The organism is Salinisphaera sp. PC39 (genome assembly GCF_040361335.1).
In the GTDB taxonomy this organism is placed as follows: Bacteria; Pseudomonadota; Gammaproteobacteria; order Nevskiales; family Salinisphaeraceae; genus APNM01.
The window spans coordinates 61,230-73,658 of the sequence record NZ_APNM01000018.1; the positions used below are offsets into that span (position 1 = coordinate 61,230).

Annotated in this window: 13 protein-coding genes; 2 read left to right on the top strand and 11 right to left on the bottom strand. The window is 63.4% G+C overall.

Annotation, left to right across the window (positions count from 1 at the left end; translation table 11 throughout):
• Position 1 precedes the first annotated feature (1 nt).
• From PC39_RS14835 to PC39_RS14875, 9 genes are all read right to left on the bottom strand, one after another.
• Positions 2-511: a DUF411 domain-containing protein gene (locus PC39_RS14835; protein WP_353254189.1), complete on the bottom strand. Its 510-nt coding sequence runs from the start codon at positions 509-511 to the stop codon at positions 2-4.
• Positions 480-1,220: a c-type cytochrome gene (locus tag PC39_RS14840; RefSeq protein ID WP_353254190.1), complete on the bottom strand. Its 741-nt coding sequence runs from the start codon at positions 1,218-1,220 to the stop codon at positions 480-482. The genes PC39_RS14835 and PC39_RS14840 overlap by 32 nt, the downstream gene beginning before the upstream one ends.
• A 22-nt stretch (positions 1,221-1,242) precedes the next feature.
• The gene (locus tag PC39_RS14845) at positions 1,243-2,091 is read right to left on the bottom strand and encodes a copper resistance protein B (protein ID WP_353254191.1); all 849 of its coding nucleotides are present in this window, start codon (positions 2,089-2,091) and stop codon (positions 1,243-1,245) included.
• Positions 2,081-3,976 (bottom strand): copper resistance system multicopper oxidase, encoded by a 1,896-nt coding sequence (locus PC39_RS14850; protein WP_353254192.1) that lies wholly within the window; start codon positions 3,974-3,976, stop codon positions 2,081-2,083. The genes PC39_RS14845 and PC39_RS14850 overlap by 11 nt, the downstream gene beginning before the upstream one ends.
• A gap of 55 nt (positions 3,977-4,031) precedes the next feature.
• Complete coding sequence (locus PC39_RS14855; protein ID WP_353254193.1) at positions 4,032-4,751, bottom strand: c-type cytochrome; 720 nt, start codon at positions 4,749-4,751, stop codon at positions 4,032-4,034.
• A gap of 244 nt (positions 4,752-4,995) precedes the next feature.
• Entirely contained in the window at positions 4,996-5,118 is a 123-nt protein-coding gene (locus PC39_RS14860) for a hypothetical protein (protein WP_353254194.1), read from the bottom strand.
• Positions 5,119-5,430: 312 nt separating this feature from the next.
• Complete coding sequence (locus PC39_RS14865; protein WP_353254195.1) at positions 5,431-5,748, bottom strand: hypothetical protein; 318 nt, start codon at positions 5,746-5,748, stop codon at positions 5,431-5,433.
• A gap of 328 nt (positions 5,749-6,076) precedes the next feature.
• Entirely contained in the window at positions 6,077-7,336 is a 1,260-nt protein-coding gene (locus tag PC39_RS14870) for an integrase (RefSeq protein WP_353254196.1), read from the bottom strand.
• 136 nt (positions 7,337-7,472) lie between these two features.
• Positions 7,473-7,673, bottom strand: a complete 201-nt coding sequence (locus tag PC39_RS14875; RefSeq protein ID WP_353254197.1) for a hypothetical protein — start codon at positions 7,671-7,673, stop codon at positions 7,473-7,475.
• Between the two features lie 161 nt (positions 7,674-7,834).
• Here PC39_RS14875 and PC39_RS14880 point away from each other — a divergent pair, with 161 nt between their 5' ends.
• Together PC39_RS14880 and PC39_RS14885 are read left to right on the top strand one after the other, a co-directional pair.
• The gene (locus PC39_RS14880) at positions 7,835-8,194 is read left to right on the top strand and encodes a TonB-dependent receptor domain-containing protein (protein WP_353254198.1); all 360 of its coding nucleotides are present in this window, start codon (positions 7,835-7,837) and stop codon (positions 8,192-8,194) included.
• Positions 8,195-8,314: 120 nt separating this feature from the next.
• Positions 8,315-8,512 carry a hypothetical protein gene (locus PC39_RS14885; RefSeq protein ID WP_353254199.1) on the top strand — a complete coding sequence of 66 codons (198 nt, stop codon included), beginning with the start codon at positions 8,315-8,317 and terminating at the stop codon, positions 8,510-8,512.
• A gap of 593 nt (positions 8,513-9,105) precedes the next feature.
• Here the strand turns inward: PC39_RS14885 and PC39_RS14890 are convergent.
• Both PC39_RS14890 and PC39_RS14895 read right to left on the bottom strand, forming a co-directional pair.
• The gene (locus tag PC39_RS14890; RefSeq protein WP_353254200.1) at positions 9,106-10,755 is read right to left on the bottom strand and encodes an acetolactate synthase large subunit; all 1,650 of its coding nucleotides are present in this window, start codon (positions 10,753-10,755) and stop codon (positions 9,106-9,108) included.
• 247 nt (positions 10,756-11,002) lie between these two features.
• On the bottom strand, positions 11,003-12,429 hold a 1,427-nt coding region (locus PC39_RS14895; RefSeq protein ID WP_353254201.1), incomplete at its 5' end, for a heavy metal translocating P-type ATPase.

Consider the following 12,429-nt stretch of genomic DNA (forward strand, 5'->3'; position numbering starts at 1 on the left):
ATCATTGCTGTGCCGGATAGCGGTTGAATGCCCGGGTGCCACTGTCCCGCATCAGCCAGACGGTATAGGGCTGGCGCCGGTCGCCGACTTCCATGCCGGGTGAGCCCAGCGGCATACCCGGCACCGCCAGTCCGCGGGCCTCCGGCTGTTCGGCCAGCAGCCGCCGGATGTCGTCGGCCGGCACATGGCCTTCGATGACGTAGTCGCCGATCACGGCCGTGTGGCAGGAGCGCATATCGCCGGGCACGCCCAGGCGGTTCTTGACCGGCGCCATTGGCGCCTGCTCGCGCACATCGACTTCGAAGCCGTTGGTCCGCAGATGCTCGGCCCACTTGGTACAGCAGCCGCAGTTCGGGTTCTTGTACATCACCGCGGTGGGGAGACTGTCGCCAGCCGACTCGTCCTGACTGGCGGGCTGGCCGCAGCCGGTGACCAGCAGTAGCCCGGTCAGGGCCAGCCCGCACAGGGCAATAATCCCTTTAGTGGCTGTGGCTTTCGCTTTCATCGTCATGGTTACCCTGTTGACCATCAGTGTCGGCAGCGGATGACGCGCCATCGGCGTGCGCGCGGTCGGCACCATGGTGGCCGTCCGTGCCGCTGTCGCCGGCCTGGACGTCCTCGTTTTCTTCATGGGCTGTGTCACCGCCGCCATGGCCATGACCCCCGCTGTCGCCCCCGCCGCCGTGGTGACCGCCCTGGCCAGCGGCCGCGGTCTTGAGCGTTTCGTACTGCTGCCCGCTCATGCCCGGGAATTGCTCGACCAGGGCCACGATGTTCCAGAGTGCGTCGTCATCGTGGGTCGGGCCCCAGGCCGGCATGCCGGTGGCCTTGATGCCGTGCTTGACCACCCAGAACAGCTGCGCCGGATTCATTTCCTCGGCGGCATGATCGAGTTCCGGCGGCTGCGGATAAAGTCCCTTGGCCACCGGCGATTTTTCGCCGCCGGGCGGCGTATGGCAGCCGGCGCACATTTCTTTGTAATTGTTGACGCCGGACAGCAATCGATCCCGCTCCCCGAGGTTGTCGGGTACCTCGATGTCCTCGGCGCGCAGTGCCACCGAACGGCTGACGGTGGTGTTGAGCAGCCAACGTGTGATCGGCCAGTGCTCGTCGGTGGCCGCCACGTTGTAGACGCCCGACCAGGCGAAGCCGACCGCGGCCAGCGGCACCAGGATCACCAGTACGACCAGCGTCGTGACAACGGCTTTGAACGTTTTCATGGCTTATCTCCTCGCATCGCTTTTAGTACCAGGCCCGCAGACCGATCACGAACGCCGTGGACGAGGTGTCTTCGCCCGCGGCCTCGGCGAAATCCTTGGTATCACCGTATTTCTGCTCCCAGCGTACACCGATATACGGGGCGAATTCCCGCTTGATCTCGTAGCGCAGCCGCAGGCCGGCCTCGCTGCTGTTGAGCCCGCTGGCCAGACCGTACTCGGGGACGTCGTCGGCGCTGGCATTGATCTCCAGGCGCGGCTGCAGGATCAGCTTCTGCGTGAGCAGCAGCTCGTATTCGAACTCGCCGCGGAAGCTGACATCGCCGTCCTCGCTGACGAACATGGCCGTGTCGGTCTCGAACCAGTACGGCGCCAGCCCCTGGATGCCGAGCACCGCGAAGCCGCGGTCCGGATTGGGGTTGGTGTCGTAGCGAACGCCGGCCTGCACGCCCCAGAACGGGCTGATGACGCGGTTGTACAGGGCCTGGAACTCGGTGTTCTCGGGGCCGCCGCCGTGGGTGGGACCCTCGCCCTCGGTCTTCCACCAGAACTTGTGGATGTCGCCGCCGACCCAACCCTGGGCGTCCCAGAGATAGGTGTTTCCCTCGTCGGCGTCGCCGTATTCCAGCCGGTCGATCAGGCTGAAGGCGTAGGGCTGCGAATCCTTGATGAAGTTTTCCCAGCCAGCCGGCGCACCGCTATAGGGTGTGGTCGGTCCGGCTGGTGCGACGACGTCCGGGTCGATAACCTTGCCGGGCAATTCGCTGTCGTCGCCGTTCGCCCGCTCCTCGGCGGATGCCGCCGTCAGGCCGGTGGCCGCGCTCCATAGCAGCAGCGCCGCGACGAGATGATTGAAGCCTGCCTTAAGCATCATGCTCTCCTTTGTCGTTGCCAGGGATCACGCGGACCACACGGAACATGCCCGCCTCCATGTGGTAGAGGAAATGGCAGTGGAAGGCCCAGCGGCCCGGTTCGTTCGCCGTGACCAGCAGCGAGACCCGCGAGCCCGGCAGCACGCTGATGGTGTGCTTGAAGGGCAGGCGGTCGCCCTGGTCGTTCTCCAGCTCCATGAACATGCCGTGCAGATGGATGGGGTGCTCCATCATGGTGTCGTTGACCATGATCAGACGTACCCGTTCGCCGTAGGGAAAGTCGATCGGACTGTCCGCGTCGGTATATTTCACGCCATCGAAAGACCACATGTAGCGGTCCATGTTGCCGGTCAGGTGCAACTCGACCGTGTAGGACGGTTCGCGTCGGTCCGCCATCGGCTTGGTGTTGCGCAACTGGCTGTAGGTCAACACGCGGTGGGGGGCGTCCTGCAGTCCGGTGCCGCGCTCGGCCAGGCGGTCACGCTGCACCTCGGCCACGGTGATGTTGCCGGGACCGTGCCAATCCGGACCGTGGCGGGCGACGATCGGACCGGCTGGTTCCATCATGGCGATGCTGTCGTCCGCGCCCATGCCCGATCGCGGGTGGTCGCCGTGTTTCATGCCGCCCATGTCGTGGCCCGAGTGGCCCATACCGTCCATGGCATGGCCCTCTTTCGACATGGCCGCCGTGCCCTTCTTGCCATGACCGGACTGGTGCATGCCGCCCATGTCCATGCCCATGTCGACCATGGTGCGGTTGGGTTGCTCGCGCAGGGGCGGCACTGCCGCCGCCATGCCAAGTCGTGGCGCCAGGGTGCCGCGGGCGTAGCCGCTGCGATCCATGGACTCGGCCATCAGCGTGTAGGCGGTGTCCGCCTTGGGCTGGACGATGACGTCGTAGGTCTCGGCCACGCCGATCTGGAACTCATCGGTCTCCACCGGCTCCACATTCTGGCCGTCGGCCTGCACCACGGTCATCGGCAGTCCCGGTATGCGGACGTTGAAATAGCTCATGGCCGACCCGTTGATCACCCGCAGGCGTACTCGCTCGCCCGGCTTGAACAGCCCGGTCCAGTTGGCCTCCGGATGCATGCCGTTCATCAGATAGGTATAGGTGTAGCCGGTGACGTCGGCGATGTCGCGCGGGCTCATGCGCATGTTGCCCCAGGCCAGGCGTTCGCGCAGAGTCGCGCCCCAGCCGGCCTTGGACACATCTTCCACAAGGTCCGCAACCGTGCGCTCGCTGAAGTTGTAGTAGTCGCTCATCTTCTTGAGCTTGGCCATCAGCCGGTGCGGGTCCTCGAAGGTCCAGTCGTTGAGCATGACCACGTACTCGCGATCGGCGGAGATGTGGTCCTCGGGGTTTTCGGGGTGGATGACGATCGGTCCGGTCTGGCCGATTTGTTCCTGGAAGCCGGTATGGCTGTGGTACCAATAGGTGCCGTACTGACGCACCGGGAAATGAGCCTCGAAGACGTCGCCCGCGGGAATGCCGGGAAAGGCCACGCCCGGCACGCCGTCCATGGTGAACGGCAGCAGTATCCCGTGCCAGTGGATGGAGGTGGACTCGTCCAGGTGGTTGTGTACGCGCAACAGGGCATTCTTGCCCTCCCATAGCTCCACGAGGGGGCCGGGCAGGGAGTGGTTCATGGTGATCGCGGAAGCCTGGCCGCCGGCGATGTCGATCGTTTCGCGGCGGATATGAATATCCATGGTCACGTCCCGCGCGGCGCCCCCGGGCACGCGCGCGGCAGTCTCGGTGAGATGGTGGCCGTTACGGGCGCGGGCATACGCCGGCAGCAGGGCCTCCAGGCCGGCGAGAACGCCGGTGCCGCCCAGTGCCTGCAACAGGCGCCGGCGGTGCTTGTCATGGTGTCGATGCGTCATCGCTCACTCCGTGATTGGGAACAAATCGATCGCTAACTGCGACTTGATTTCGGATTCAGTGTTGGTGGTCATGACCATCATCGCTGTCCGCATGAGGACTCGATTTCTCGTGGTGCCCGTCAGACGGTCCGGCTGATGTTTCTTCATGCGGATGCGCTTCGGCAGCAGGACTCTTTGGGTCGTGATGCCCCGGCACACTCCGCGTGTCGTCCACGGCGTCGTTGCTGTGGCGATGCCCGTGGCCGTCATCGGCGGGCGCCGTACGCTTTGCCTCGGCCACGAGGGTTTCGTAGGTTTGCGGTGATGCACCCGCGATGTGGTCCAGAAAGGCCACCAGCGCCCACAGTTCCTTGTCCTCGTGGGTCGGCCCGAAGGCCGGCATGCCCGTCATGCGCACGCCGTTTTCGATCACCCAGAAAGCTTCACTCGGGCTACGGTGCGGGATCAGTTCCACCAGGTCCGGCGGCGGCGGATACAGGCCCTGGCTGACCGGCGTGGGTGACTGTCCCGGCGGCGTATGGCAGCCGCTGCACATGGCGAGATAACTGCGTGCGCCGCGCAGTATCTGCTCGGAGGCGCCCAGATCCGCCGGCACCTGGATATTCGTCGAGCGGCGCTCGACCGAGCTGGTGTAGGTGCTGTGGAGCAACCACGCCAGGGGCGGCGGGTCCGGATAGGTGGCGGCGACGTTCATGAATCCGCCGAGCGCCCAGGTCAGGGCAACCGCTCCGACTACGGCAAGGGAGAGTAGGCTACCGAGAGCATATTTACGCATGATTCACTCCTGGAAAGTGGTTGAAGCGGCCAATGGCGACGTGTCGACGCCGAGTCGAACTCGGGCAAGAGGGCAGTCGATCCACTTCAATGTTCCGTCTCCTGCTCGGACAGGGTCATGGGGCCGAACAGAAGCTTGAGTGGCGCCTTCTCCGTCATGTGGAGTTCGACGATCACGCGGAACGGAGCGGTCTCCGGGGGGAGGTTGCCGCGGTCAAGTGCGTGCCCTGGCGGCTGAGTGGTATCTATTTCGAACCGTCATCGCTCCAGATCAGGATTTCGCCTGACACGACGTCGTCGACGACCGTCTCATCGGCGGGATCGCGGAGGTAGATGTCGAGCCGCCGGGACTTCGCTACGAGTTCCACTCTGACCTCGCCAGCGGTTTGGATCAGACCGCCGTGCTTTGGCCAAGCGCGGTCGGACCAATCAGGAGTATGGGCATGACTCGATCCCATCGCTAGACTTGTAAGCGCCAGCGCCAGCGCGACTAGCGAAGCAGGTTGCCGGATCGGGGGATTAGACTGGCGGAGACTCCTGTGTTCCGACTCGATAAGCCGTCTATTCCCGGGTCGTCCGGGCAAGCCTGCCGCCCATCGGGCAGGGGATGTAGGGGGCATGGTTGTCTCCCATCGTCAATGATCGTTGGTCATGCGCCACAGCGTACAACCGCCGGCATATCACGAACGGGAGGTAGACGGGGGTTTCTCGAGAGGGGCCTTGTGAGCGAGGGCGAGATTTGCGGAAGGGTGTGCGCCCGACTTTTTGGCGGTCGACGGTTGCATCTCTTCGCTGGCCATCTTGGCGATCGTCGCGGCGCAATGGCCGCAGTTCATGCCTTGCGGGCAATGGCAATCAGCCGCGTCGCCGCCAGCGTCCTCCACGTGCATGGCATGCCCCATGTCCGCATGGGAAACGTTACCGGGCGAGCTGCCGTGGCAGTCGGGCAGCGCGAACGCTTGTCCGGCGACGGCCAATTGGCCGGCCAGCACGAGCATAACGGCAACTATTCGAATCGCCCGGCTCATGGTTGGCAATGGGTCCCATGACGCTTCCATAAGCTATACATTTTAAACCTTGGATTATGGTCCGGGGTCAACAGTCATCCATCTAAGTATTGGGACTTCTCCGGGATCTACCCCGTGGTCATTTGAACCCTCTCGAGCTCAGGTTCTCCCTGATGGGTGTCGGTTGCTCTCGATGGGCAACTGTCAGAGCCACAGCAGCCAGAGCGGCATCCCACGACAATATGCGTGGCTACGGTCCGGTGGTCAGTATTTTCCAATCCAGAGATGAGCCTGAGCAGTAGGGCAGGTAGACAGTCTGTCAGGCGGCTGGTGTTTGGGTTTGTTTGATGGATTTGAATAGCTTGGCCCTCGCTTCGTTGAGCTGTCGGGCCGCCTCATTGTCGCTGACGCGGTAGGCGATTGCATCCAGCTGCTTGAAGTCGATGTCGTCCTTGAGGTAGCTGGCGGCGTTGGGTAATGACTTCAGCTTCTCATACGGTGTGGCCACGGCATCCGCGGGATAGGTCTTGCGCGTTTTGCCTTTGGCATCGGTATAGGCCCTGGCAAACAGACAGGGCCGGTGGTAGTTCAAATACGGTGACAGCGCATTCTGGTTGAAGTCATTGAGCGCCTCGGCGCAGGCCGCCGGGATATGGGCAAAGCTCAGGTATTTGCGCGCCACGGCGGCGTTTTTGGACTCGACCAGCGCGTTGTCGGTGGTCTGTCGTGCCCGGGACTTGGTGAATTCCGTCACGCGCAGTTTGTCCAGCATGTCGGCCACCCGATAATTGATGTACTCACTCCCGTTGTCGGCGTGCAGGCCCTGGATTGTGAAGGGGAACGCGTTGATCAGATCCTCCAGCAAGGGGAGTAGATAGGCCTCGTTGATCCGGGGCACGGAGCCGACGAATTCGTATTGGGTCTCGGCATCCACGATATTGATGTGATAGACGCCCTTGATGCCATCGAGATCGCCCTGGTGCACCGAATCCACGCGCAGGTAGCCGGGCTGGCCGTCCGACCGGGGGCGGCGCCGCTCGGCGATGGGTGTGCGCGTTGGCCGCGTCTTATCGATGCGCCCGCGTCGGCGTTGATAGCCCGCGCTGTGGCGCAGGTTATACAGATGGCCGTTGGAGATGGCAGCCAGCCGCCGATAACGCGGGTCACCGAACAGATGCCACGCCCGCTGGCACAGCCGGCGCGTGGCCGGGCCGGATAACTGGCCGTGCAGCGTATCGAGATCGGCCAGAGTGCGGCTGTCGGCCGCTGTATAGCGCCGCACAAAAGGCCGGGCGGGCCTGTCCCGGCGATCCCGGACGCCGCCGGTCTGACGGTGCTGGCTGATCAGCCGGGTGATCTGGGCCCGAGACAGACCGGTGACCGTCATCAGGTAGGCCCGCAACACGCCCTTGTCAGCGCGGCGACAGCGCAGATAACCGAACCGCCTGAGCGTGTCGGCCACAAACTGATGGGCGTCGGCGCGCGTCGGGATCTCAAAGTCGATGACTTGACTGCCCGCGACGAACGTCCGAATGTCTTCAATGGTCTGGAGTCCCTGGGTATGGAGCTTCACGATCATCCTCCGATGAGCCCAAACTCCAGGCCCCTTTCAGGCTCATCTGTCCCTGGAAACTGGCAGCCCGCTCAGGCTCATGTGTCATTGGACAAGGCTTGGTCTGTCGCGGAGGTATGTAATACTGTACGCTGCCGGCTGCTTACATAGCGCTACGCTCTCGACGATGGCAATTTGGGCCGGGGTCCTTACAGGCGTCGCAGGGCGTGAATCCCAGTGCTTTCTTCAGATTGTTCATGCCGCCGCAGGAGCCCTTGATGTGGACGCCGCGGACCATGACGCCGATCGACAAGAGCACCATGACAACGGCGAAGACGATGATTGTTGCGATGAATTCAGTCATTATGACGGTTCCGCGCCTCAGATCGGATTGCGTTTCAAGGGTAACGCAGTGATGGTGGCAAGCCTACTGCGGATTGCTCTGTTGCTCTATTGCCCCCTGTTGGCGATGCGGCACGGCATCAGCTTGTATGCCCTTCAACGCTCAAATAGGTCCATCTCGGAATGCCGGCTCGCCGATGTCCACCGCTTGCTGCGATCGGTGAGATTGCCCGCGACGTCGATATTGAAAGCGAACGCGTGACCAGTTACGAAATCAGCGCACGCCTGAAGCCTGCGTCCACTGTCGATACCCTTTTGACATATTTTTGTCTCGATTTCGAGGATCAGATCGCATTCGATGCTACGGCGGGTCGGTTCAGTGAGCTGGGTGAATCGTTGCACCAGGGCATCAAGGCGCAGGCGCAGTGGCGTTTGGCGGCGATCAATGACTTGTCATTGAATGCCTCTTGTACGTATCTCGATACTGAGCAACGCGCCAGTGAATTTGCCGGTAACGAACCGCCTTTTGCCTCCGAGCATTAGATGTCACTCGGCGCACGCTACTGCTTCGGGCCGATGGATCTGAGTTCAAGCGGACCCTGCGTCAACTCCGCCTTTACGGACGCCGCCAACACCCGTGACTCGTGATGGGGGGCGAGCAGCATGGTGGGAGTAATCCCCGCTTACTGGTTAGTCGATGCGCAAGCAATTTGGACGCTTCGCCACCAGACGAGCCCGATCAAACTCGGCCTGAAGGTAAACAACCTGTTGCATGAGGGCTATTACTTCCGCGCCGTGGATTACAGCTTTGGACGCGCCTGCCGGCACCCGGGCGAGCAGTCATCACGAGTCTGGAAATGAGCTCCAGTGGATAGTCGAGATGGGCAGTACGAAGCGACGATATGATCGCGTCGAGATGTCAACGGATCCGACGCGATTCAGAGATCGGGTGCAGCCGGGGATAAGCAACCTGCAAATTCGCAGTGCTGCACGCGCCCAGCGCTGGCCCCATGTCAGCGAGTTGCGACTGTCCGCACCGAGCGATTTTGACAGCGACGACCTCGGGTGCAGGGGTGTTTTATCCGGGCGGCGCAATCGGGGCAAGTCGGAATTGACGCTCGGCGGGATAATCCCCCAACGGCCGCTGCTTTGTGGCCGTGAGCGCCTAATACCGGCGAGATTCTTCAGGTGTATGACTGGCGGCGAGCCGGCTTCGGACTGTGGGTCGCCGATTACGAGTATCCACTGCATATCGGCACCAGCCTTCAGCCGGTCCTGATCACCGGACTGGTTCCTGCTGTGTCGTTCTTTACCGGGAGCCGGCTGTGGTGGCGCAGGCGAAAACTGCGACAATTGCAGAGTAAGCGATTAAAATCGGATGGCCAAACCCGAATGCGGTTTGTTGCCGTGCAGGGGGAGAGGTACCCGGACCGCGGGCTTAGCGATCTATAATCCTATTGATCCGAGAAGACACCGAGCTTCTTCGACAGCTTGAGGTTCTCGCGGTAATCGATGGGGATGACGACCAGCGATGGGCCGGGATGATTCAGGGCGTCGTCGAGCGCGCCGCGCAGATCGCGCGCATTGGCCACGTACCGGCCCTGCCAGCCGAAAGCCGCCGCCAGGTGCAGCCAGTCGGGGTTGCTGAACGCCAGATCGGTGTGGCTGCCGAAATGCTCGTCCTGCTTCCAGGCGATCAGGCCATAGCCGCCATCCTCCCACACGAGCATGGTGATGTCGGCGTCGAGCCGGCGCGCGGTCTCCATTTCCTGGACGTTCATCAAAAAATCCCCGTCGCCGGCGATACCAAGGATGCGGCGCTCGCCCGCGACCAGGCTGGCGCCGATGGCGCCGGGCAGGGGCATGCCCATCGAGCAGAAGCCATTGGGGATCAGGCAGGTGTTGGGCTCGCGGCAATGGTAATGGCGCCCGACCCACATCTTGTGCGCGCCGACGCCGCACAGCAGGATGTCGTGCGGCCCGAGCGCCCGGCGTACGTCCCAGACGGCCTTCTGCGGGCGGATGACGCCTTCGGTGTCGTCGCCGGCATGTTCTTCGATGTCCGCGCGCATGCGGGCGCGCGCGTCGCGCTGCACGGAGAAGTCGTAGTCGGGTACGCCATCGCGCGCGAAACGCCGCTCGAACTGCCACAAGGCGTGGGCGATGTCGCCGACCAGCTCGATCTCCGGGTGATATTCGAAATCGATCTCGGCGGGGTCGAAATCGATATGGACGATGGTTTCGGTCGCATCGGGGTTCCACCGCAGCGGCGGATACTCAACCAGATCATAGCCGACGGTAATCACGACATCGGCGTCGCGCACGGCATCGGCGACATAATCCCATTGGCCCAGGCCGATGGTGTAGAGCGCGTACTCCGCCTCGTAGTCGACCGCGCCCTTGCCCATGAAGGTCGTTGTTACCGGGATGCCGGTGCGCTTGGCCAGCGCGCGCAACTGGTTCGAGGCCCGCTTTCGAATCGCGCCGTTGCCCGCGATGATGATCGGCGCGCGCGCCCGGCGGATTATATCGTAGGCCTGATCGCTGATTTTGTCGTCCGGACCGGGGCGGCGGAAACGCCGCGGCTCCATGGGTTGGACGGACGTTTCCATCCGTGCGACGTTCTCGGCCAGCTCGATATGCACGGCACCGGGTTTCTCGCCGCGCGCGGTGCGCACGGCTTTGCGCACGATTTCGGGGATGCTGTCGGGATGGTGGACCGACTGCGCCCATTTGGTGACCGGCTCGTACATGCCCACCACATCCATGATCTGGTGGCTTTCCTTGTGCTGGCGCGTGGTCGCGCCCTGGCCGGTGATGACCATCAGCGGTGCGTGATCCATGTTGGCGTCGGCTACGCCCGTGATCAGGTTGGTCGCGCCCGGCCCGAGCGTGCCGAGGCAGACCGCCGGATTGCCCGTGAGCTTGCCGTACGCCTCGGCCATGAACGCGGCGCCCTGCTCATGTCGGGTGAGGATGAAGCGGATGCGCTCGGAGTGTTGCAGCGACTGGACGAAGTCGGCGTTCTCCTCGCCGGTCACGCCGAAGATGTATTCGATGCCTTCGTTTTCCAGGCACTGAACAAACAGGTCGGATGCCTTCATTGATAGTCTCACCAAAATTGAATCGGACCGCGATCGGCGAAATGCCCGTTTCCGGAACGCTCGATCTACGATAGCAGCCGTGTGTCATGCCGACACCTTGAGCGTCAACGAGGATCCGACATCAACTTACGAAACGGGAAAAATCGTTCGTCAAGCTTCGCGCAGTACGGCAAGCCGCTGGAACTTACGATGATCGAGTCATCTTTCTTTACTCTGGTCGATGGTACTGTCGGCGGTTATGCTTGGACTATTCGCCAACACTGGCCACCGCATCAAAGAACATCGATGGCCGTTGCCACAGTGAGTTGACAAAGATGGCCGTCACGCTGGCTGCCATTGCGGCCATCGCCCAGACCGGATAGATCAAGCCGGTGGCGGCCAGTGGGATGCCGATGCCGTTGAACAAAAAAGCCAGACCGACGTTCTGGAGCATCTTGCGATAGCCCCAGCGGCTGATGTCCCAGGCCGTGATCACGGCGCCGAGCTGGCTGTTCAGGATGATGATGTCGGCGGCATCGATGGCGATATCGGTGCCGGACCCCATGGCGATGCCGACATCGGCCTGCATCAGCGCCGGGGCGTCGTTGATACCGTCACCGACCATGGCGATGCGGGCGTCGCGCTGCATGGCGCGTAGCTGCTCTGCCTTTTGCTCCGGCAACACGCCGGCGTGGACGTCGTCGATACCGGCGCGCTCGGCGATATGGCGGGCGGTGGCCTCGTTGTCACCGGTGAGCATGGCGGTGCGCAGGTCCAGGTCGTGCAGCCGGGCCACGGTGTCGAGCGCATCCGAGCGCAGGGCGTCGCCGAGTGCGATCGCGCCGAGCAGCTGGTCACCGCGGGCGGTGACGATTACCGTCTGGCCCTGCGCTTGCCAATCGTCGATGCGTGCGTGTAATGCGTCCAGCGCAATTCCGGCCTCGGCGAGAAAGGCCGGGTTACCGACGCGCACGGTCTCGCTATCGTTCTGGTCATCCGCCTGGCTATCGACGCGCGCGGTGACGCCGCGACCGGCGGCGGCCTGGAAATCGGCCACGTCGGGAAAATCAACACTGCGTTCGAGCGCGGCCTCGACCACCGCCCGGCCGAGCGGATGTTCCGAGGCGGATTCGACGGCGGCCGTGAGTGCCAGCAGCGCGTCCTCGTCGCCGCCGACGGCTTCGATGTCGCGTACGGCCGGGCGGCCTTCGGTCAAGGTGCCGGTCTTGTCGAATACGACCGTGTCGATACGGCGCAGCCCCTGGAAGGCTTCGCCGGTGCGCATCAGCACGCCCTTGTCGGCGGCCTCGCCGGCGCCGCGCACGATCGACAACGGCGCGGAGATGCCCACCGCGCAGGGATAGCCCATCACCAGCACCGTCAACGCCGCGAACACTGCGCGCTGTACGTCGGGGCCGGCGCCGAAGACCAGGGGGCCGACCAGCCAAGCCAGCAGGGCCAGCGCCGAGATGGTCAGTACGGTCGGCGTATAGACCTGCAGTACCCGATCGACAATGTGCAGCAGGCCGGGCTTCAAAGCGCGGGCGTCTTCGACGCTGGAGATGACCTGGTGCAGAAAACTCTCATTCCCGACCGCCGTCACCCGGATGCGCAAGGCGCCGTTGCCGTTGATCGCGCCGCCGACCACGCCGTCGCCGGCGGTTTTCTCGATCGGCAACGGCTCCCCCCGGGCCC

Bases quoted from the DNA above. Each gene is read 5' to 3' on its own strand.
- PC39_RS14835 (WP_353254189.1), bottom strand. From the start codon at position 511: ATGACGATGAAAGCGAAAGCCACAGCCACTAAAGGGATTATTGCCCTG.
- PC39_RS14840 (WP_353254190.1), bottom strand. From the start codon at position 1,220: ATGAAAACGTTCAAAGCCGTTGTCACGACGCTGGTCGTACTGGTGATC.
- PC39_RS14845 (WP_353254191.1), bottom strand. From the start codon at position 2,091: ATGATGCTTAAGGCAGGCTTCAATCATCTCGTCGCGGCGCTGCTGCTA.
- PC39_RS14850 (WP_353254192.1), bottom strand. From the start codon at position 3,976: ATGACGCATCGACACCATGACAAGCACCGCCGGCGCCTGTTGCAGGCA.
- PC39_RS14855 (WP_353254193.1), bottom strand. From the start codon at position 4,751: ATGCGTAAATATGCTCTCGGTAGCCTACTCTCCCTTGCCGTAGTCGGA.
- PC39_RS14865 (WP_353254195.1), bottom strand. From the start codon at position 5,748: ATGCTCGTGCTGGCCGGCCAATTGGCCGTCGCCGGACAAGCGTTCGCG.
- PC39_RS14870 (WP_353254196.1), bottom strand. From the start codon at position 7,336: ATGATCGTGAAGCTCCATACCCAGGGACTCCAGACCATTGAAGACATT.
- PC39_RS14875 (WP_353254197.1), bottom strand. From the start codon at position 7,673: ATGACTGAATTCATCGCAACAATCATCGTCTTCGCCGTTGTCATGGTG.
- PC39_RS14880 (WP_353254198.1), top strand. From the start codon at position 7,835: ATGCCGGCTCGCCGATGTCCACCGCTTGCTGCGATCGGTGAGATTGCC.
- PC39_RS14885 (WP_353254199.1), top strand. From the start codon at position 8,315: ATGGTGGGAGTAATCCCCGCTTACTGGTTAGTCGATGCGCAAGCAATT.
- PC39_RS14890 (WP_353254200.1), bottom strand. From the start codon at position 10,755: ATGAAGGCATCCGACCTGTTTGTTCAGTGCCTGGAAAACGAAGGCATC.